Origin of the sequence: Amycolatopsis taiwanensis DSM 45107, assembly GCF_000519205.1 — a bacterium.
In the GTDB taxonomy this organism is placed as follows: domain Bacteria; phylum Actinomycetota; class Actinomycetes; order Mycobacteriales; family Pseudonocardiaceae; genus Amycolatopsis_E; species Amycolatopsis_E taiwanensis.
Genome location: NZ_KI912602.1, coordinates 224740 through 245214, shown reverse-complemented (window position 1 = coordinate 245214; position 20475 = coordinate 224740). Strand labels below are relative to the sequence as shown.

Genomic DNA, 20475 nt, shown 5'->3' with positions numbered 1-20475 from the left:
TGATGCGTGCACCCAAGGCGCGCAATCCGTTGGAGCCGTTGCGGAGTGTCTCGGGCGCCTTGGCCACCCTGATGGTGATCGGCCTGGCGGTTGGGGTGCTGAGCGCGGTGTTCGGCTCGGGCAGCCTGTTCGGCCTTGGCAAGGGCTTTCTGTGTGTGAACGCCAGCAACGTCGGAATGTCGGTGGACGCGCAGTTCGCCAAGCCCGGCGTGGGCGCTAACGCCGATGGTGTGTCGCTGTGCACGCAGCACCCTGACGCCGGTCAGCAGGCCCTGCACGCGCTGATCGAGGTGCCTGGTGGCCTCCTGTTCCTCGGTGCACTGTTTCTGCTGCACCGGGTGATTCGTGAGGCCGAGCGCGCCGGCGTGTTCGGCGAGGGGGTGGCCGACCGGCTCCGGACGCTCGGCTGGTTCCTGGTGGCCGGGCAGTTGGTGGCCATGGTCGTCAAGGGCATCGCGACCGCCTATCTCGTCGCCGACCTCAGCACGCTCGACCCGGCCACACCGTTGGGCATGGTGTACTGGCAGTGGTCCTGGCCGGTGCTGTTGTCCGGGCTCGGTGCGCTGACGTTCGCCCGGATCATGCGCATCGGTGTACGCATGCGAGAAGACCTCGACGGCACCGTGTGATGGCCGCCGAAGACGAGCACGCCGTCGAGGTGCACCTCGACGCGCTGCTAGCCGCGCGGGGACTCACGCTCACCGAGTTGGCCAACCGCGTGGGCATCACCATCGCCAACCTGTCCATCCTGAAGAACGGTCACGCGAAAGCGATCCGGTTCAGCACCCTCACCAGGCTCTGTGAAGTGCTCGACTGCCAGCCTGGCGACCTGCTCACCGTCCGCCGCGACAGCCACGGCGGTTGATCCCGGCGAGCTGGTGTGGCTATGCGGCTTGTTGGTGTCTGGGTGGCGGTGCGTGCGCCAGGTTGCGCATGGGCTTTCGCTCGCGGTCAATCCAAGGTGGAGGGATGAACTCGGGTAGATGCCCGTTCATCCTCACCTCCCACGACGTGTGATGAACCATCCGATGGTGGCGAGCGCACAAGAGCACGAGATTATCGACGTCACTGCGCTTGTCCACCGACCACGCCACCACATGATGCGGCGTTGTCCACTTAGGACCACGAGCGCACCCCGGAAACGCGCACCCGGCGTCTCGCACGGCCAGGTAACGGCGCTGGGCGGGAGTGGCGAACCGGGACGCGTCCCCCACATACAGAGGTGCGGCCTTGTTGCCGAAGATCGCGGGTACCACCTTGGCCTCACAAGCCAAGCGGCGAAGTCCGTCAACGTTGGAGACCCCGGGGACGTCGAGGAAGGCATGCCGAGCCCGGTCCTCCAGCTCGGCCAGTGTGACGGACACGATCATTACCGCACGCTCTCCGCCTTGGGTGGCTAGCTCGTCGCACCGAGCAGCGATCGCGATGATCTCGGCAAGTGCGTCTCCGTTGCGTTCTGCGGCCGTGCGCGAGTCGTGTTCGCCAGTGTCGGGGTTCTTGTGTGGTTTGGCTAGTGGTCCGAGTAGTCCGTCGAGTGTTTCGGCGGTTTCGGGATCGAGTTCGCCGTTGAATCGGATGCTGCCATCCCTGCGGTGAGTGATGTTCAACCGGCGTGACGGGTTGGCCTGCTCGCGGTCCTTGTCTTCCGGTGGCGCGGTGTCCTGGTCCCAGATGGCGTGGAGTCGGCGGCAGGCTTTCCGCACCGCCTCCGGACCGGCCTGCCGGGCCAGGTCCACCAGGATCTGCTCATCCTCCTCACGCTGCTCGGCAGGAATCCCGGCCGGACAGGCCTGAAAGATCGCGGTAATCGCCTGGACATGCTCTGTGTTGATGTCCCCAGCAGTCAGGGCTCCACCCGTGGCGGCCAGCGGCGGGTGTTGAGGCACTCCGGTCAACGACGAGGAAGGCATCATGGCCGCAGCATGATCGATGCGCTGTCTGGCTTCCCGCCGGAAAATCCGCAACGCATCGGTCAGGAACGCGGACGTGTCCTTGAACCCCAAGGACTTCCCCAGCCCACGCTGCTCGGCCTCGCCCACAGCCGCGAGCATCTCGGCGTAGGCAGTCCGCAGCTTTTCCTCGCGCGCCATCACAATTGCGGCCAGGTCCCCATCGGGAACCTGCCACAACTGGGAAGCGGGAGTCTGCTCGGACATGCCCCCATGCTATCGATATTCGGACTTATGTTCGACACTCATTCGAGTGAACTCGACGCGGCAGGATCAACACGGCCAGAAAAGAGCAGCGCCAGAAGCGCTGCCTGCGTGTGAGGCAACGCTTCTGGCATGCAGTTCGGGTGTTTGATCAGGCGGTTTCGTTGGCGAGTTGTCCGGCTCTGACCAGGGCGCGGCCGATCTGGAGGGCTTCGCTGCCGGTGAGAGTGAATCCGACCGAGTTGGTCTCGCGGAGCGAGATGCGTGGCGAGGTTTCTCTTGTGTGTTGCTCCATGTCGACGCGGAGCAGGGGAGGCTCGGAGTACGCCGAGCCGTCCGGGCGTCGGCGGTGGATCGGGTCGTTGACGGTCAGCGGGACGGCCGCAAATTCCTGGTCAGGCCGGTGTATCCGGTCTTCGACATGATCGGTGTCGGTGTGCTTGATGGCGCACCAGGGTGGGCAGGGGTGGATCTGCCAGAAGGGAATACAATCCCTCATGGGTCGACTCCTCTGTAGTCGATCAAGGCCCTCGGTTGGTGTTCGCAGCACCGCCGGGGGCCGTCTTATGTTGATGGAACACCACTACTCTATCGATCACATAGGCAACTGTCCATTGGACACGATGGGAAAACCCGTTGCAGCCACAAGAATGACGGTCACGGAATTCACTCGAAGGCGGCGGCGTGGTCGGCCGCCCATTGCCGGAAAGTACGTGCTGGCGCCCCCGTAACGTCCTCGACAGCGGAGGTGACCTCCGGCCTCGGCCACGTCATCATCATGGCGTAGGTGTCCAGTAAAACGTCCACCGAGTTCGCCGTAGACGCCGCGCACGACGTCGCCAGCACGAATCTGTTCCGCCCACCACAACGCGTTGACCGCAAACGTGCTGGGCCGAATGGCCGTCCACTCCAGACCAGACTGCGCGATCAACTCCTGTTGTTGGTCCATGGTGAGGTCACGGACGCCCCCTGAACCAAGGAAGACCACGCGGTGAGCGTGCCTTTTGATCACGTCCAGCACCGCGGGCAGGGCCTCACCGCTGTGCAGCGGCCACATCAGGAATACCGCATCCACCCCGCGCAGGCACCCGTCCAGGCTTTCCGGTTCAGCCAGATCCGCGGGCACAGCGACAACACCGTCCGGAAGGCCAGCCGCCGCAGGGTTGCGGGTAACGGCACGAACTGCGGTATCGGACGCGTCGAGCAACTGCGCGATCACCTGGCGACCAACGTTCCCGGTCGCTCCCGTCACCAAAGTCGTCATCAGAATCCCTTCGCTCTATAGGCCTGGTTCACTGTTGCCTGGCGCTCTACACCAGGCCAGCCAACAGCCCGCTTTTGACGGTTTCCGACACGAGATAGGTTCGTGTGATGGAATCCGCCATTCTCGATGACACCGACCGAGGACTCGTACACGCGTTGCAGATCGACGGCAGAGCCTCGTTCAGCATGATCGCGAACGTGCTCGGCGTCTCCGAGAACACCGTGGCCCGCCGCTACCGGCGCCTGCGCACGGCCGGTGTGCTTCGCGTCGTGGGCTCGACGAACGGCCTGCTGCTCGGGTACACCTCGTGGACCATTCGCGTGCGCTGCACCCCGGACGCCGTCGACGCCATCGCCACCGTGCTTGCCCGCCGCTCGGACACGTTCTGGGTGCACGTGCTCTCCGGTGGTACCGAGATCTCCTGCAACCTCCAGGCACCCAACGACGCCGAACGCGACAAGCTCCTGATGGACAAGATGCCACGCGCCAGCCGCGTCCTCGACGTCACCGCCCACGCACTCCTGGGGAGCCCTGGACCGAACCAATGGAGGGGCCTGCACTGGCTCGCCACCGACCAGGCCGCCCGGCTGCGGCCCACCCCACCCCAGCAGGTGGAGGGTTTGATCCACCTCGACGACCGCGACCACACCCTGCTAGCCGCGCTGGCCCGCGACGGACGCGCGTCCTACGCCGAACTCGCCGCCGACACCGGATGGTCGGAATCCACCGTGAAACGTCGCATCGACCATCTCCGCCAGGTCGGGGTGCTCGTCTTCGACGTCGACATCCCACCCGCCGTGCTCGGTTACTACACCGAGGCCCGGCTCTGGCTGACCGTTCGACCCTCCGCATTGCTCAAGGTGGCCAACGATCTTGCCCGCCATCCCGAGATTTCCTTCACCGCCATTACCACCGGCCGCACGAATCTGGTCGCCGCGGTCATCTGCCGGGATTCCAGCGACCTCTACCAGTACCTAACCGAACGGATTAGCTCGCTCAAGGACGTGCACACCATGGAGACCGCGCCGTTGATCCGCACCGTGAAACGCGCCGGTGCGGTTCTACCGCGTTAACGACTGACATCAAGGGGAAGGTGGCGGGGTCCGCGCAGCACGGCGCTCTGCCGGTAGGGGGGCGGGTCCTCGACCAGGGTTGCGGTGCCGAGGCGGGGGATCAGCGCGCCGAGCGCGGTTTGGGCTTCGATGCGGGCGAGCGGTGCGCCGTAGCACAGGTGGATGCCGCCGCCGAAGCCCAGGTGCTGGTTGTCCGGGCGAGTGGGGTCGAACCGGTCGGGCTCGTGGAACCGTTTGGGGTCGCGGTTGCCTGAGGCAAGCATGAGTACGACGGACGTGCCTTTGGGAATGGTGGAACCGGCGATGTGAATGTCGGCGAGAGGGTAGCGCCTGCGCGCGTGCACCGGGCCGTCGTAGCGCAGCTGTTCCTCGATCGCACCGGGCAGCAGCCCCGGGTCACGGCGCAGCCGGTCGAGTTGGTCGGGGTGGCGCAGCAGGGTGAGGACCCCGTTGGTGATCAGGTTGACCGTGGTCTCGTGTCCGGCGACGAGCAGCAGTACGGCGGTGCTCGCCAATTCCTCACGGGTGAGCCGCAGGGCCGGGTCGAGTTCGTTGACGAAGGCGGAGAGCATGTCCTCGCCCGGCCGGCCGCGGCGCTGTTCGGCCAGGTCCACCAGGTACTGGCCCATCTCGAGCCGGGCTCGCCGGGAGGCCTGGATCGGCTCGGAACCGTCCTGCCCGGGCCGCAGGTCGGTGGACGCGACGAGAGTGTCGGACCATCCCCGGAACAGCGGCTCGTCCTCGCGCGGGACGAGGAGCCGGCAGATGACCGTGACGGGCAGCGGATAGGCGAAGTCGTCGACGATGTCGATCCGGGTGCGATCATCCAGCGCCGCGATCAGTTCCTCGGTGATTTCGTAGATCCGGCCGCGCATGGCGTCGACCCGGCCGGGACTGTGCGGCGGGCCGAACGGTCGCATGGCCAAAGTGCGCAGCCGGTGGTGCTCGGGATCGTCGAGAGTCAAAAACGGCGGCTCCGGCGCCTCCTCGGACAGATCGGCGGATCCGGGTGGGCCCTTGCGGGGATCCGCACTGAGCCGCGGGTCGTGGAGCAGGGCGTTGATCTCGTGGTAGGTGCCTACCAGGTAGCTGCTGCCATCCGCCTGCCCTACCACGGGACCGGCTTCGCGAAGTTCCGCGTACAGCGGGTAGGGGTCGGGTCGGTTGGCGTAGTCGGTGATCCGGTCCAGCAGGGTGTCGGCGGTCATGGTTCTCCTCGTGCGATTTCTCAGCCGTGCCGCACCACGGTCAGCCGGCGGTCGGGAAGGTAACCGGTGAGCGCCACGGTGGGGCCGTGGGAAAGCCCCTTCGGATCCGGCACATCGGAGGGAATCGGGATCTCGGCCGCGAGCGGACGGTCCGCCGCACCGGGCGCGGGCGGGAACGGGGCGGCGCTTTCGATCAGGTGCTGGTAGTACTCGAGCGACTTGGCCATGTCGACGGTGACCGCGGCGGTGACCCGCCCCTGGTAGCCGTAGACCATCGCCAGGCGACGTTCCTCCAGCGATCCCTGTGCGATGACGACCTGGTCCGAGAAGGTGGGTACGCCGACCGACTTGATGTTGAGCCCGAACTGGCTCGACCAGAACGTCGGGAGCGCGAGGTGCGGGCGCCGCAGCGGCCCCGGATTGACCATGTTGTGCGCCGCCACCTCCGCCTGAGCGACCGCGTTTCCCCAGTGCTCCAGGGAAAGCATCTGGTATGCGAACAGCGGGTGCGGGAACCGGGAAACGTCACCGGCCACGAAGACGTCGTCGGTGACGATCCCGTACATGTTGAAGGCCCGGCACCCGGCGTCGCAGGCGATCCCGCGCGGGCCCGCGGCCAGCCCGGAGTCCGCCAGCCACTCGACGTTGCGGACCGCCCCCAAGGCCACGACGCACACGTCTGCCTCGACGCGGCTGCCGTCGGACAGGTCTGCACCCGTGAACCGGCCGTTGCCGTTCCCGCGCAGGGCGGTGACCGTCACGCCGCAGCGCAGGTCCACACCGTGGAACCGCTGCATCGCGGCGGCGAGCTTCGACAGGGTCCCGCCGAGCGCGCCCACCAGAGGTGCGGGCCCGCGTTCGGCGACCGTGACGTCCAGCCCCCGGGCCCGGCAGGCCGAGGCGATCTCCGAGCCGGTGAAGCCGCCGCCGATCACCAGCACCCGCCGCGGCCCGGCAGCCAGCCGCTCGGCCAACTCCCTAGCGTCACCGCGGGTGCGCAGGGTGAACACCCCGTCCAGCGCGGCCTCCTCCGGGATCGGCCAGGGTCGTGCCCGAGTCCCGGTGGCGATCAGCAGCCGGTCGAACCGCAGCGACTCGCCGTCGGCCAGCATCACCCGTTTTCCGAGGGCATCCAGGCCGGTGGCGCGCACGCCCAGCCGCCAGCCGGCCCCCGGGTCCCGGCGCATCGGCAGTCCGGTGGCCTCCGCCGCTGCCTGGCCGAGCAGCACCTGTTTGGACAGCGGCGGCCGGTCGTAGGGCGGATAGGGCTCATCTCCCACCACGGTCAGTGAGCCGGTGAAACCCTCATCACGCAGCGCCTCGGCGGCTCGCAACCCGGCCAGCGACGCGCCAACGATGACGATGCGGCCTTCCTGCAGGTCACCGGCCACCTGTGCTCACCTCGTCACCGAGGAGGATGGCCTGGACCGGACATGCCGCCACCGCCTGCCGCACCCGATCCAGCTGATCGTCGGCCACGGCCGGGGTGTACAGCAGGCTCTCTTCCCCGTGCAGCCGGAACACGTCCGGTGCGAGGAACACGCACTGCGCGTAGCCCTGGCAGCGGGTGAGGTCCACAACGACGCGCATCCCACGACTCCGTCCGTCGCTTCGGCCCCCTGTTCCTTTCCAGTGTGGGGGCAGAATCGGACGTTCGCTGGCTACTCGGTTCGGGAGCCGCCGAAAATGACGTGATGCAGTTCCTGTCGCGTCTGCTCGAGATGGGACTCCATCGCGCGGGCGGCGAGTTCCGCGTTGCGGTCCCGGATCGCCTCGTGCACCGCGGCGTGGGCGGCCTGACTCGACATGATCAGTTCGGTATAGACGAGCCGGTCGACCGGGGTGAACATTTCCCCCCGGGCCTGGGCGATCGCCGTCTCCAGCCGCTTGTTGTGCGCGGCCGCGGCGACCGCGCCATGGAACGCGGCATCGGCGGCACGGAACGAGGTGCGGCTGTCCGAACTGGCTAGTTGGTCGATGGCCGTGGCCATGGCGGACAGTTGCGCGTCGGTGCGACGGCGGGCGGCCAATGCCGCGGCCCGCGCTTCGAGCCCGATCCTCAGGTCGAGGATGTCCCCGATCTCGTCGACGCGGTTGCGCATCTGCCGCAACCAGTCCTGATACGGGCGGTCGAGCTGGGTGACGAACGTGCCGCCGGTGGCACCGCGGCGGACCTCGACGTAGCCGCTGGCCTGGAGCAGGCGGATCGCTTCACGGAGGCTGACTCGACCGACGCGCATACGTTCTGCCAGTTCCCGCTCCGGCGGCAGCCGGTCTCCCGGACCCAGTTCGCCGGAGTGGATGAGGGTGCGAAGTCGCGCGGCGATGTCCTCGCTCACGGTCGGGGTCGTGAACTCGAAGTCCATAGGTCTTACATTAGATCCACTAATACCCGGTGTCCGCACCGTTGACCTGGGAAGTCAAAGGTTCTAACGTCATCCCTATGACCCATAAGCCGTTGATCGGCCTCAGCGGGCGCCGCCAGCTCGCCGGCCCGTCGGCTCCGCCCAGCCTCGCCGACGCCGTGGTCGAAGTGTTCTTCGCCGACTACGCGGCCTCCGTCGCCGCCGCGGGCGGAATCCCGGTGCTGCTGAGCATGGACAGCGATCCGCGCGCGGTCGTCGATCGGCTCGACGGCCTGTTGCTGTCCGGCGGTGCCGACATCGACCCTCGCCGTTATGGGCGGGCTCCCGGGCCGGAGGCCACCCCGCTGGACCCGCGGCGGGACGCGTTCGAATTCGCGTTGCTGGAGGCCGCGACGACTTCGGGCCTGCCGGTCCTCGGTATCTGTCGCGGGGCCCAGCTGATCAATTTAAGCCGGGGCGGCACGCTCGTGCCGCATCTGCCCCCAGATGCCGGCGAGGCACACAGCTTCCTCGGTTATCCGCGCGGCCATCGTGCGCATCCGGTTGCCCTGGCCGAAGGGTCGATCCCGCATGCACTGTTCGGCGCGAACGTGACCGTCAACAGCCTGCACCACCAAGCGGTCGACGAGGTCGGCCACGGATTGCGGGTCGTGGGCCGGGCTCCGGACGGTGTGGTGGAGGCGATCGAAGCCGACGGCGCTCCCACGCTCGGCGTCCAGTGGCACCCGGAAATGTTCGACACCACCGACCCGCTGTTCCACTGGCTGGTCGACCAGGCGCGGCTGCGATGCAACGCCACACAAGCCAAGGAGAGTGAATATGTCGCCATCGCATGAAAACCGCGTCGCGCTCGTGACCGGTGCCGGATCCGGTATCGGCCGCGGGATCGCGCTGCGGCTGGCTCGTGAGGGTGCCCGCGTGGCCTGCGTCGATGTCGACCAGTCTCGTGCCGCCGAAACCGTCAAGGCGATCGAGGAGGAGTCGGGCACCGCGCTCGCGCTGGCCGCCGACGTCCGGGACCGGGTCACGGTGAAGGCGGCTTTCGAAGCCGCTGTGGACGCTTGGGGACGGTTCGACTACCTCGTGAACAATGCGGGATTGATCACGATGTCCTCTTTGGAGGAGTTGACCGACGAAGAGTGGGATCTCGTCGTGGATGTCAACCTCAAAGGCGTCTACGTCGTCACGCAACTCGCCGTTCCGTATTTTCGTGAGTCGATGCGCGGCGCGGTGGTCAATCTGTCCACAGTAGAGGCCGATGTGGTGGTTTCCTCGCAGGGATTCGCCCAGGTGCACTACAATGCGTCGAAGGGAGGCGTGAAGATGCTGACCAAGGCGCTGGCCGTGGAGCTGTCCCGTTACAACGTACGGGTCAACGCGATCGCGCCGGGCCCGGTGCCCACGAACTTCCTTCCGGGGGTCGATCTCACTGCGCCGGAAGTGCTCGACGCGATGAAGGCTCGACTGCTGGTCCCGCGTATGGGCAAGCCCGAGGACATGGCCGCCGCGGTTTCCTTCCTGCTTTCCGACGACGCCTCCTACATCAGTGGGGTGCAACTGCCGGTCGACGGGGGGTGGCTGGCGCGATGACCGATGTGATCGAACTGTCCGAATTAGACGGTTTGGGCATCGACACCGTCGTGGTCGCCGGTGTCGACATGTACGGCCGGTTGTTCGGCAAGAGGATGCCGGTTCGCTCCTTTCGCCGGGTGATCCAGGCTGGTGTCCACGTGTGCACCTGCGTCTACGCCTGGGACGTGACTCAGGATCTCGGGGCGCTGAAGGTCGACTTCGCTGGTGGCCACACCGGCTGGCACGATTTCCGACTACTGCCCGATCTGACCACCCTGCGTCGCGCCGCGTGGCTGGAAGGCACCGCGATCTGCCTGGCCGATTCGGTGGACGAGGACACCGGCGAGCCGCTTTCGGTCGCCCCGCGGACCATCCTCCGGGACCAGATCCGCCGGCTGTCCGACGACGGCTTGACGCCCTACACGGCCACCGAGCTGGAGTTCCACCTATACCATGGCACGCCCGAACGGTTGCGCCGGGCGGGTTACCGCGATCTCGACCCCACGACGCTCGCCCGTTCCGACTACGCCATAGCACCGGGCAATGCGATGGAACCGTTCTTCCGCACGGTCCGCCGCACCCTGGAGGAAAGCGGTATTCCGGTTGAGGTGGCGCAGGCGGAGTACGGGCTCGGCCAATGGGAAATCAACCTCGAATACGCCGACGCGCTGGCGACGGCGGACCGGCACGTGTTGTTCAAAAGCGCCGTCCAGGATCTGGCCCGCTCGCACGGAATGACCGCGACGTTCATGGCCCGGCCGCTCACCGACGGCATGGGATCGTCGTGTCACGTACACGTGTCCATTAAGGACGACTCTGGCGGGTTCCCGTTCTACGACGGGCAAGCCGCGCGCACGGTCAGTGCCCCGCTCTCGCACGCGGTGGGCGGTCTACTCGACCATACGGCCGATCTGATGCTCTTTTACGCGCCCACGGTCAACTCGATGCGGCGCATTCTGAGCACCGATTTCGCCGGAAACGGCCTCACCTGGGGGTTCGACAACCGCACCACGACCTGTCGGCTGATCACCGGTTCCCCGGAAGCCAACCGGCTGGAAATGCGGTTGCCCGGCGCCGATGTGAACCCCTATCTGGCAACGGCCGCCGTCCTGGCGAGCATGCGTGACGGCATGGCACGTGGCACCGACCCGGGCGAACCCAGCCTCGGCGACGCGTATTCGGAGCGACACGAGGAGCTTCCGGACACTCTCGGAGAGGCGGCCGATCGGTTCGAGCGCAGCGCCTTCGCCGCGGCTGCCTTCCAGAAGAACGTCACCAAACACTACGCCGCGGTGGCACGGAACGAGTGGCGCGACTTCCTCCGGTCCGTCAGTGACTGGGACCGCGACCGCTATTTCGAGAGTATTTGATTTCGGCACGAGCCGATTCACCCCGAGGCCTTCCCCGCGTCAGCCGGGTGGATGCCGACCCGACTGGCCGATCTTTCCTGACTCGAGGTGGTCCATCATGGCGGACGGTGCTACTCCCGGCGGCCTGAACAAAGGCGTGCTCGGTCAAGGCGAGGTGATCTTCCAGGCGGTCAGTCATCTCGGGCCCGCGCTGGGCATCATCGTCATCGGACCGGCACTGGCCGGCCTGGTCGGCATGGCGGTGCCGCTGATCCTGGTGATGGCGCTGGTCGCCGTCCTGTTGACCGGACTGTGTGTGTCGGCCCTGGCCCGCAAGCTGCCTTCGTCGGGCGGGTACTACAGCTATGTCAGCCATGGCCTTGGCGAGCGGGCCGGATTCGTCACGGCCTGGGCATATTTTCTCTACGATCCGCTGATTCCGACGATCGCGGTGCTGTTCACCGCGGGCATTCTCGATCCGGTCATCGAGCAGAACCTCGGCATTCACGTGCCGTGGTGGGTCATCGTGCTGGTGCTGCTCGCGGTGGTGCACTTCGCGACCGTGCGCGGTATCCAGCCCTCGGCCCGGTTGACCGTCGCCGTCGGTGCGCTGGAAAGCCTGATCATCGTGGCGTTCGCGATCGTGTTGATCCTCCGCAACGGATCGCCGGCGTTCTCGCTCGAACCGTTCCGGCTGCCCACGGGCAGCGACACGAACACCGTGTTCCTTGCGTTCGCGTTCGGGGTGTTGTTGTTCACCGGTTTCGAGTCCGCGGCGCCGCTCGCCGAGGAGACGGCGAATCCTCGCCGGGCCATTCCGCGTACCGTGGTGATCTCCATCATCGCCGTCGGGTTGATCTGGGTCCTCGCCGGATACGCGATGGTGACGAGTTGGGGCAGCGCCTCGATCGGTGACATCGGAGAGGGAGAGAACGCCTTCTTCGCCCTCGCGGACCGATTCTCCGGCTGGGCCTGGCTCTTCCTGGCGTTCGCGCTGCTCAACTCCTCGCTGGCGACCGCACTCGCGGGCCAGAACGCGGGTGCGCGAGTGCTCTACACCTTGGGGCGAAACGGAATTCTGCCGCGACGCCTCGCCCGGCTGCACCCGAAACACCGCACCCCGGTAGGCGCGCTCACCTTGACCATGCTGCTCAACGTCGCGGTGTGCCTCGGTGTGGGATTCTGGCTCACCCCAACCGGCGCCTTCAGTTTCGTCGGCCTGTTCGTCACCCTGGGTGTGATCGTGGTGTACGTACTGGGCAACCTGTCGGTGATCCGGCTGTTCCGGACCAGGCACCGTCCTGAATGGAACTTCATCCGCCACGGCGTGATCCCCGTCGCGGCGAGCGCGATCCTGCTCGTCGGCCTGTACTACACGGTGTGGCCGCTGCCCGAGTGGCCGTTGAACCTGGCGGCGGCGATCGTGGGTGGCTGGCTGCTCCTCGGCCTGGTGGTCTCCTTCGTGCTGTGGCGCACGCGACGGGAGGGACTGACCTCGGCCGCCCGGCTGCTCGCCACGGACACCCCCGAATCTCTCACCACCGAAAGGCAGGTTCCGTGAGCACCACACCCGCGCTTCCATCCCAACGCGATCTGATCGACGGGCGCTGGGCGCGCCCGGCGGAGCAGTTGGACCAGCAACTGACCAACCCGGATACCGGTCAGCCGCTGCAGCCTCAGCTCCAGACCGCGGAGTCCGAAGTGGACCGTGCGATCGTGGCGGCGGACGCGGTGCACCGAGCCGGTGCCTGGCGGGAACTCCCGGTGGCGGAACGGATCGCGTTCCTGCACCGCGTGGCCGAGATCCTCGAGCGGCGGGCCGGTGCGATCGCGGCGTGCGACTCCCTCAACAGCGGCGTGGTCCGCTCGGTGACCGAGCTGTTCGGTCACGGTCTGCCCGACGTGCTCCGCGCCGCCGGCGCGCGGTTGGCCGCCGAACCCGGCGACCGGGCGCTTCCCGCGCCCTCCGGGCCGGTCCGCCTCCTGCACGTGCCATGGGGGCCCGCCGCGGTGATCGCACCGTGGAACGCGCCCACCTTCACCGTGGCGAAGAAGGCGGCCTTCGCGCTCGCCGCGGGTGCCCCGGTCATCGCCAAGCCGTCGAACTGGGCGCCGTCGGGCCCCGCTCTGTTCGCCGAGGCGGTGGCCGAAGCGGTCGCCGAGACCGGCGCACCGCCGGCCGTGTTCCAACTGGTCCACGGTGGACCGGAGACCGGGCAGATCCTGGCCCGCGACCCACGGGTGCGGGCGCTCGCGTTCACCGGCGGACGCGTCGCGGGCGCCGCCATCGCGGTAGCCGCGGCGGGGCACGCCAAGGCACTCCAGTTGGAACTGGGAAGCAACAACCCGGTGATCGTCCGCGCTGACGCCGACGTGGACGCCGCCGCCGACGCGCTCGTCGCGGGCTTCACCAAGCTCAATGGTCAATGGTGCGAGAGCCCAGGCGACGTGTTCGTGCCCGCCAAGCTGCACGACATCCTGCTCGACGCGATTCTCGACCGGCTTCGGACGATCAAGCTGGGCAGCTGCCTCGACCGCGAGTCGACCATGGGACCACAGGCACATCGCGCGCAGCGTGACCGGATCACCGCCACCATCGCGAGACTGACCGACCGTGGCGCGGTCGCCACGCAAGTCACGGCCCTGCCCGACCTACCAGGCTGGTTCCACGCGCCCACCGTCGTGCATCGCGTGGCGCCCGCGGACACCGTCGACGAGGTCTTCGGCCCGGTGCTGACCCTGCACCGGGCGGAGACCGACGAGGCCGCGCTCGAATTGGCGAACAGCCGCAACACCGGGCTCGCCGGGTATGTCTTCAGCACCGACATCGAGGCCGCTCTCGCCCTCGGCGCACGGCTCGAGTGCGGCGAGGTCAAGATCAACGGGACCAGCGTGCTCGACCTCAGCCCGGAATCCACCCAAGGGTTCTGGGGCGGCAGCGGCATCGGCGCCCATGGCGACGCCGAACTCCTGCGCTTCTTCCGCGGCGCGCGGATCGTCGGTGTGGAAGACCCCGTACGTCCCCTCTGACGCGCCTACCGGACGCATTGGCCGTTAGTGCCACCAGGCACTGCAGACGCTTTCACAGCGGGGTGTCCAGTGCCGCGAATACCGGCTCGGAGAGATGTTCCGGCAGGTCGGCCCGTTGGACGAGCCACCGGGCCCAAGGGGCCAGCATCGCCTCGCCGGGGCCGGCGTACTCGTCGACCCAGTCCGAGATCAAGGCCCGGATGTAGCTGATCCGAGCGGGAGACACACAGAACCATGTCTCGGGCAGCGAGCCTTCCAGCCACTCGGCCGCGATAGCTTCGGCGATCTCCGGGTTCGGCTCGGCGCTGTCCTGCATGGCGTACCAACGCGTGAACTCCTCGGCCATTGGGCCCGGATCGACGCCCTGGTACAGGTTGACCGGTTCGGGCAGTAGGTCCAGATCAGCCAGGTCGTGGAGGCGACGGTTGACCCGGAACCAGTTGTCCATGACGTTGCGCGACTCGTCGCCCATTACGCCGAGCTCGCCGGTCTCACACTCACGGAGGCACAGCAGTTCGTCCGCCGCGCTGATCGGTTGTGGCTCCACGCCGTTCGCGCTGTCACCCACCTGCTCGCGCCATGCCGTCGCAGCCTGCTCCACGTCGTCGAACACGTCGACATGCATGAGTCTGACCCAACTGCTGCCGTCGACGTCGAACAGGAATACACCCGGGTAGGTGAACCCCGCGATCACGCCGAAGCGAGTGCCGTAAGCGTCGCGCATACGCCACACCTCGCCCGTGGCCGTGACTCGCGGCCAGTCGCCGACCGCTCGTTTCGGCAAATGCTGTTCCGTGTACGCGCGCAACGCGGGTGTCCCGATCGCGGCCAGGCCGTGCAGCAACCGGTCCATCGAGTCGGTGCTTCCCTCGCGGCGCCTTACTGCCGCGGCATCCACGATCTCGTGGAACAGCCAGTCGAACCGCAGCCCGTCACGGTCGTCGTGCACCGCCTGATGCAACTCCGCGCCGATGAGTTCGGCGACCACCTGCTCGAGTTCACGCGTGCTGTGGGCCGACAGCGTCGCCTCGGCGCCGTCCAGGACGCTCTTGATCGACGCGTCGAACCAGTCCGGCCGCGACAGTGTCGTGCCGGCGAACGGTGAACTCAGCATGGGCGCGGTGCGACGCGGCTTGGTGGACTTGCCCTTGTTCTTCTTTTTGCGGCCGCGTGATACCGGGGACATGGCGTCGAGGGTAGAGACCGACCGTGAGGCTGATCGTGATGCCCTCACTCGCACGATGGCCTCCATCGGACCCGGGGCCGTTCAGGGTTGGGTCAGTGGCGGCCGTTTCGCGCCAGCTCGGACATGGCCGGCCAGAGGTACGTCTCGGGCTGGCAGTGGGTCTTCCTCATCGAAGGTGGTCTCGCCGGCGCCATCGGCGTGGCTTCGTTCGTGTTGATGCCGACCTCCCCCGCTAAGGCGAAGTGGCTCGACGCGAACGAGAAACGCGTGCTGGCCGCGGCGATCGAGCGCGACCAGGACCGCAGCGCCGAGTCGAGTGACCACGGATTGCGGGCCGTCCTGGCCATCCTGCGCAACCCGCAAGTCTGGTACTACTGCTTGGTCTACGCCCTGATGATGCTCGGCTTCTACTCGGTCACATACTGGCTACCGCAGATCATCAAACTGAAGCTGCATACCGGCAGCGTCGCGTCCGGCCTGCTTTCGGCGATCCCGTGGTCGTGGCCACCCCAGCGCTGCTGGGCGTCTCGCGCTACACCTCGCGGCGCGGAGGCCGCGCCGTCCTCCTGACGGTCATCCTCGTGATTTGCGCGGTAGGGATGCTCATCGCGAGCCTCACCGGCAACGCCGCTATCGCATTCACCGGCTTGTGCCTCGGCGCGTGCATCCAGGGCGCGGTACCCCTGCTGTACAGCTTCCCGTCGCAGCACTTCCCCGGTGCCAGGGGCGCCGTAGCGCTCGCACTGGTCAATTCCATCGGCAACATCGGCGGCTTCGAGTTCACCAAGATCCAGCACCTCAGCGTCGCCTGGCCCGAGGAGTAGCCCGCCAGCGGTGGGTGGCCGGGCTCACCCACCCCGCACACGACCGCGCCCGGTAAGCGAGGATGGCGGTCGGGGCACGGGTTCGCGCTTGAGGAAGGTGGTCGTGATGCGGATCAGGATTGTCGGCACCGGGGTGATGGGGCGTGGCATCGCGCAGTGGGCGGCGACCGCCGGTCACGTGGTCGAGCTGGCCGATGCCCGGCCCGAGTCGGTCGGCGAGGCCGTCGGGTTCGTCCGGTCGATGATCGAGCGTGCCGCCGAGAAGGGGCGCATCACGACCGAAGAGGCCGCGGCGATCCTGTCCCGGCTGGTGCCGCTGGACCGGCCGGACGAGCCGGGCGATGGTGTCGACCTGGTCGTCGAGGCGGTGCGCGAAGACCTCGACACCAAGGCTGAGCTGTTCCGCGCGCTGGAGCGCGTCCTGCCCGCGCACACGATCTTCGCGACGAACACCTCCTCCCTGCCCGTCACCCAGGTCGGTGCCACCCTCGCCGACCCGTCCCGCCTGGCCGGAATGCACTTTTTCAACCCGGCGCCACTGATGAAGATCGTGGAGGTGATCCCGGGCGCCGCGACCCGGCCCGAGCTGGTCGAGACGCTCATCAGCCTGGTGCGCGAGACCGGGCACCGCGCGGTGGTTGTCGCTGACACACCTGGGTTCCTCATCAACCACGCCGGGCGCGGGCTGATCAACGAGGCGCTGGCGGTGTTGGAGGAGGACGTCGCGTCACCGGCCGTCATCGACCGGATCGCCCGGGACGTGCTCGGCCTGCGTATGGGGCCGTTCGAACTGATGGACCTGACCGGCTTGGACGTGACCTCCACCGTGATCGAGTCGATCTGGCAGGGTTTCCGCTACTCCGACCGGCTGCGCGCGTCCTACCTCACGCCGAACCGGGTGGCGGCCGGGCTGCACGGTCGCAAGACCGGGCGGGGCTGGTTCAGCTACCAGCCGGACGCGCCGTCACCCGTGGAACAGCCGGTGAAGGGCGACACCGACCGTCCGGTGTGGACGGACGACGCGGCGGTGCACGCGGCACTGACGGAGGCGGGCGCCGTGGTGGAGCCCGCTCCGTCGGAACGGGCCGTGGTGCTCGTGCCCACCTGGGGCACGACCGTGGCGTCCGCGGTGGCCGAGCGTGGGCTGCCGGCGGCCCGCACGTTCGGCGTGGACCCGCTTTCCCTGGCCACCGAACGCCGCGTGCTCGCGGTGACCCCGGCGGCCGACCCGGCGGCGGCCCGCGACGCCGCCGCACTCCTTGCGCGTGGTGGCAAGAGCGTTTCGATCGCACGCGACACCGCAGGCTCGGTCGCGCAGCGGCTGGTCGCCTCGATCGTTTCCGTGGCGGCTTCGATCGCGGAGCAGGGCATCGCCGCGCCCGCCGACATCGATCTCGGCGTCACCACCGGTCTCGGCTACCCGGTCGGCCCGCTCGCGTGGGGCGAGAAGATCGGCGTCGACCGCATGCTCGAACTGCAACGCGCCCTGCACGCCACCACCGGCGACCCGCGCTACCGGCCGACCCGCTGGCTCACCGAGCGCGCGCAACTCGGCCTGCCGCTGACCGCCTCCGGCACGTCCCCCGCCGACCTGTAACGGGAACTCGGGCGCCTGAGCCGGGAACTCGGGCGCTGGAGTCGGGGCCACGCGTGCCTGGAGCGGGAACTCGGGGGCTGCAAGCGGGAACTCGGGCGCCTGAAGCGGGGACACGGGTGGCGGATTCGGCGAACCCGCCATTGATTTCGGCCGGACGGGACGAATCGGCGGACGAGATCCGGCGAAGTTGATTTTCCGGCCGGCGACGCGATCGTCGTTATATCGACGAAAACCGCCCGGACCGCGTTGTTTTCTTTAGCACGCGAATTACTTGCGCTGTGGCGAACGACGCATCCCCGGCGGCTCGGCGCGCCGAGCCGCCGGGGAGGGGAGTCCTCGGGATGAAGGCCACCGCGACTACCGTATGTGTCCGGGGGTAGTCACTACTGTAGTCATCGTCTCACATATCGGACCCGGCTACCGCGACCGGACGTCCATCGCGCTCGCGCGATCATCGAAGGTGAATGAAATTCATCCAACGACTGATCAGGGTTCGTCGGAGTTTGTGCAGTTCATGCGCTATTTCGGTCCGTCCGGCGCGCAATGCCGGGGCGGGAGTTGGGGGTCCGAACCACAACCGCGGGAAGTTCTTTGGCATATGGCCCTGAAAATTCCCGGCGTGGTTGGGGTAGCATCCTGGGCGCCAAGATCGTTTCCAACATCGGGCTCGCGGTGTTGCTGCGTGTTAGTGGCATCCCGTCTGCACCGTGTTGTTCATACCGGCTGGGAAGGACCTATGCCCGATCTGCCTGAAGCGCCCTCGCCGTGGCAGTCACCAGCGGCGTCCGAGCCTGCACCCGCGCACAACGCAGCCGTCGCACAACGCCTGAGGAGTCAGGTGCTGCGCATCGTCGTCATCACCATGGCGGTGGTGGCACTACTCGCGGTCGGTGGCATCGTCGCCGCCGCGGCGTACGCATCCTGGGCTGTGCTGATTGGTGCCGGCGTCGCGGTGTTCTGCATCGCGGCGGTTCTGATCGCCGCGACCACGATCACGTCCGCGGTCCGCACGCATGCGGAGGGGTTCTCCAGCGCCGCCCCGGTCCGCTACGTCAGCGCCCCTAGTGCCCCTAGTGCCCCTGGCACCCCCAGTGCTCCCGGGCCGGCCGAACCCGTTGACCAGTCGACGTTCGACAGTGACCCCGAGCAGCGCCGGGAGGTGTTCGGCAAACTGGCCCGCCGCCTGCAGTCGCTGGTCAACCGGGCGATCCAGCGGGTCGACGGCCTCGAGCGCGAGATCGAGGACCCGGATCTGCTCCGTGGTCTGTACGAGATCGACCACCTCGCCACTCGCGTTCGCCGGCAGGCCGAGAACCTCGCCGTGCTGGGCGGCGGCAGCCCGCAGCGCCGGTCGAACCAGCCGGTGAGCATCTACGCCGTGCTGCGCTCGGCCGTCGCGGAAATCGAGCACTACAAGCAGGTTTCGATCGTCCCGGTCGAAGGCATCAGCCTGCGGGGGCATGCCGTCGCCGAGATCATCCACCTGCTCGCCGAACTGCTGGAGAACGCCACCACGTTCACCGCGCCGGACGCCGCGAAGGTCGTCTTGCGCGTGCACAAGGTCACGGCCGGTCTCGCCGTCGAGATCCAGGACCGTGGTCTGGGCATGACGCGCGATGATTTGCAGCGGATCAACCTGCTGCTGGAAGGCACGGCCACCATCGACCTGGCCGACCTGCTCTCCGACGGGCGGATCGGCATGGCCGTGGTCAAGGAACTCGCGCGGCGGCACGACATCCGCGTGCAGTTGCAGACCAATATCTTCGGCGGCATCGACGCGGCGGTCGTGTTGCCGCACACCCTGATCAGCGAGCCCGCACAGGAGACCACGCGGGAACAGCCGAGCGTGCTGCCGCAGCAGCAGCGACCCGAGCAGCTGCCGCAGCACGAACCGCAACACCGACTGGAGCCACTGTCGCAGCGGGCGGAGTCGGCGCCGCAGCACCAACTTCAGCAGCGCCAAGCGGCCCCGCGTCCGGCGGCGCCGCAACCCGGTGGCTGGGACCCGCAGCAGGCCACCCCGGCGGCGTCCGTGGCCGCCATCACCGGTGCACCGAACGTGCCACCGGCATCCACGCCGTTCAACGCATGGCAGGAGCCGTCCAGCCCCCAGACGGACGCCCACCCCGGGTACCCGTCCGCCGCGCCGCAGGCTGCGCTGCCGGTGCGGACGCCCGGTGGCTCGACGGCTGGTGATTCCACAACCGGCGAACTCGGGCGGGCCAACCCACCGGCGGAGGCACTGCCGCCACTGCCCCAGCGCCGTGGTTCCCACCTACGGCCGGAACTGCTCCAGGCGCCGTCGGCGCCGACCAAGCCGTTGCCGGGCCACAACACCAACCTGATGGCCGTCGTCCAGCAGGGTTTTGACCGGGCGCGGGAAGCGCAGAACACCGAAAGTAACCAGTCGCTCAAGCAGCATCGAACTACCGAGGGAGAATCCGAGGCATCATGGCCGACGACCTGACCTGGCTGCTACGCCGTCTGGCGGAGTCCGTTCCCCACACGCGCAGCGCAGTTTTGCTGTCGGCGGACGGGATCGCGAAGTCGTGGCACGGCATGGACACCGATGGCGCCGACCAGCTGGCCGCCATGGCCAGCGGTCTGTGCTCACTGGCACAAGGAGTGGGAACCCGGTTCGGCGGTGGCGACGGCGTTCGCCAGGTCGTCGCCGAACTCGGCGAGGTCATCCTGTTCGTCACGGCGGCCAGTGTCGGCACGGTGCTGGCCGTGCTGGCCGGCAGAGAGGTCGACGCCGGAATTCTCAGCTACGAAATGGGACGGCTCAGCACCCAGATTCCGGCTTACCTGGCGACGCCGAGCCGTTTTAGCTCTGCCAACGGAAACCGCTAG

General features: G+C 67.8%; 21 protein-coding genes. 13 read left to right on the top strand and 8 right to left on the bottom strand.

The window, feature by feature from the left end:
- Window positions 1-2 precede the first annotated feature (2 nt).
- Complete coding sequence (locus A3CU_RS50515; protein ID WP_052373178.1) at window positions 3-629, top strand: DUF2975 domain-containing protein; 627 nt, start codon at window positions 3-5, stop codon at window positions 627-629.
- A complete protein-coding gene (locus A3CU_RS0142680) occupies window positions 629-865 on the top strand; it encodes a helix-turn-helix domain-containing protein (RefSeq protein ID WP_027947396.1) in 237 nt (78 codons plus the stop codon). Before A3CU_RS50515 ends, A3CU_RS0142680 begins: the two co-directional genes overlap by 1 nt.
- 19 nt (window positions 866-884) lie before the next feature.
- Here A3CU_RS0142680 and A3CU_RS0142675 read toward each other — a convergent pair whose 3' ends face one another.
- The 3 genes from A3CU_RS0142675 to A3CU_RS52065 form a co-directional block, all read right to left on the bottom strand.
- Window positions 885-2156, bottom strand: a complete 1272-nt coding sequence (locus A3CU_RS0142675) for an HNH endonuclease signature motif containing protein (protein ID WP_027947395.1) — start codon at window positions 2154-2156, stop codon at window positions 885-887.
- Window positions 2157-2304: 148 nt separating this feature from the next.
- Window positions 2305-2652 carry a DUF6907 domain-containing protein gene (locus tag A3CU_RS0142670; RefSeq protein ID WP_027947394.1) on the bottom strand — a complete coding sequence of 116 codons (348 nt, stop codon included), beginning with the start codon at window positions 2650-2652 and terminating at the stop codon, window positions 2305-2307.
- 96 nt (window positions 2653-2748) lie between these two features.
- The gene (locus tag A3CU_RS52065; protein ID WP_245617566.1) at window positions 2749-3417 is read right to left on the bottom strand and encodes an SDR family oxidoreductase; all 669 of its coding nucleotides are present in this window, start codon (window positions 3415-3417) and stop codon (window positions 2749-2751) included.
- 107 nt (window positions 3418-3524) lie between these two features.
- Between A3CU_RS52065 and A3CU_RS0142660 the strand changes: the two genes are divergently transcribed.
- A complete protein-coding gene (locus A3CU_RS0142660; protein ID WP_027947392.1) occupies window positions 3525-4490 on the top strand; it encodes an Lrp/AsnC family transcriptional regulator in 966 nt (321 codons plus the stop codon).
- Here A3CU_RS0142660 and A3CU_RS0142655 read toward each other — a convergent pair.
- The 4 genes from A3CU_RS0142655 to A3CU_RS0142640 all read right to left on the bottom strand — a co-directional run bounded on the left by A3CU_RS0142655 (window position 4487) and on the right by A3CU_RS0142640 (window position 8064).
- A complete protein-coding gene (locus A3CU_RS0142655; RefSeq protein WP_027947391.1) occupies window positions 4487-5698 on the bottom strand; it encodes a cytochrome P450 in 1212 nt (403 codons plus the stop codon). The two genes, A3CU_RS0142660 and A3CU_RS0142655, sit on opposite strands and share 4 nt — an antisense overlap.
- A gap of 20 nt (window positions 5699-5718) precedes the next feature.
- Window positions 5719-7089 (bottom strand): NAD(P)/FAD-dependent oxidoreductase, encoded by a 1371-nt coding sequence (locus A3CU_RS0142650; RefSeq protein WP_027947390.1) that lies wholly within the window; start codon window positions 7087-7089, stop codon window positions 5719-5721.
- Window positions 7079-7288: a ferredoxin gene (locus A3CU_RS0142645; protein ID WP_027947389.1), complete on the bottom strand. Its 210-nt coding sequence runs from the start codon at window positions 7286-7288 to the stop codon at window positions 7079-7081. Before A3CU_RS0142645 ends, A3CU_RS0142650 begins: the two co-directional genes overlap by 11 nt.
- A gap of 71 nt (window positions 7289-7359) precedes the next feature.
- Window positions 7360-8064 (bottom strand): FadR/GntR family transcriptional regulator, encoded by a 705-nt coding sequence (locus A3CU_RS0142640; protein WP_027947388.1) that lies wholly within the window; start codon window positions 8062-8064, stop codon window positions 7360-7362.
- A 77-nt stretch (window positions 8065-8141) separates the two neighbouring features.
- Between A3CU_RS0142640 and A3CU_RS0142635 the strand changes: the two genes are divergently transcribed.
- The 5 genes from A3CU_RS0142635 to A3CU_RS0142615 all read left to right on the top strand — a co-directional run bounded on the left by A3CU_RS0142635 (window position 8142) and on the right by A3CU_RS0142615 (window position 14015).
- Window positions 8142-8900, top strand: a complete 759-nt coding sequence (locus tag A3CU_RS0142635) for a gamma-glutamyl-gamma-aminobutyrate hydrolase family protein (RefSeq protein WP_027947387.1) — start codon at window positions 8142-8144, stop codon at window positions 8898-8900.
- Entirely contained in the window at window positions 8884-9654 is a 771-nt protein-coding gene (locus A3CU_RS0142630) for an SDR family NAD(P)-dependent oxidoreductase (protein WP_043844374.1), read from the top strand. The genes A3CU_RS0142635 and A3CU_RS0142630 overlap by 17 nt, the downstream gene beginning before the upstream one ends.
- The gene (locus A3CU_RS0142625) at window positions 9651-11006 is read left to right on the top strand and encodes a glutamine synthetase family protein (protein ID WP_043844472.1); all 1356 of its coding nucleotides are present in this window, start codon (window positions 9651-9653) and stop codon (window positions 11004-11006) included. The genes A3CU_RS0142630 and A3CU_RS0142625 overlap by 4 nt, the downstream gene beginning before the upstream one ends.
- A gap of 97 nt (window positions 11007-11103) precedes the next feature.
- Window positions 11104-12546, top strand: coding sequence for an APC family permease (locus tag A3CU_RS0142620; RefSeq protein WP_027947384.1), 1443 nt, complete (start codon window positions 11104-11106; stop codon window positions 12544-12546).
- Window positions 12543-14015, top strand: a complete 1473-nt coding sequence (locus tag A3CU_RS0142615; protein ID WP_027947383.1) for an aldehyde dehydrogenase family protein — start codon at window positions 12543-12545, stop codon at window positions 14013-14015. The genes A3CU_RS0142620 and A3CU_RS0142615 overlap by 4 nt, the downstream gene beginning before the upstream one ends.
- A gap of 52 nt (window positions 14016-14067) precedes the next feature.
- On the opposite strand, the gene A3CU_RS0142610 is transcribed toward A3CU_RS0142615, so the two are convergent.
- A complete protein-coding gene (locus A3CU_RS0142610) occupies window positions 14068-15201 on the bottom strand; it encodes a hypothetical protein (protein WP_027947382.1) in 1134 nt (377 codons plus the stop codon).
- 123 nt (window positions 15202-15324) lie between these two features.
- On the opposite strand from A3CU_RS0142610, the gene A3CU_RS0142605 reads away from it, so the two are divergent.
- The 5 genes from A3CU_RS0142605 to A3CU_RS0142585 all read left to right on the top strand — a co-directional run bounded on the left by A3CU_RS0142605 (window position 15325) and on the right by A3CU_RS0142585 (window position 20475).
- Window positions 15325-15771 carry an MFS transporter gene (locus A3CU_RS0142605; protein ID WP_027947381.1) on the top strand — a complete coding sequence of 149 codons (447 nt, stop codon included), beginning with the start codon at window positions 15325-15327 and terminating at the stop codon, window positions 15769-15771.
- A gap of 11 nt (window positions 15772-15782) precedes the next feature.
- Window positions 15783-16025 (top strand): hypothetical protein, encoded by a 243-nt coding sequence (locus A3CU_RS0142600; protein ID WP_156960841.1) that lies wholly within the window; start codon window positions 15783-15785, stop codon window positions 16023-16025.
- Window positions 16026-16131: 106 nt separating this feature from the next.
- On the top strand, window positions 16132-17622 hold the full coding sequence (locus A3CU_RS0142595) for a 3-hydroxyacyl-CoA dehydrogenase (RefSeq protein WP_027947379.1): 1491 nt from the start codon (window positions 16132-16134) through the stop codon (window positions 17620-17622).
- A gap of 838 nt (window positions 17623-18460) precedes the next feature.
- The gene (locus A3CU_RS49505; RefSeq protein ID WP_052373175.1) at window positions 18461-20089 is read left to right on the top strand and encodes a sensor histidine kinase; all 1629 of its coding nucleotides are present in this window, start codon (window positions 18461-18463) and stop codon (window positions 20087-20089) included.
- Window positions 20074-20475 carry a roadblock/LC7 domain-containing protein gene (locus tag A3CU_RS0142585; protein WP_027947378.1) on the top strand — a complete coding sequence of 134 codons (402 nt, stop codon included), beginning with the start codon at window positions 20074-20076 and terminating at the stop codon, window positions 20473-20475. The genes A3CU_RS49505 and A3CU_RS0142585 overlap by 16 nt, the downstream gene beginning before the upstream one ends.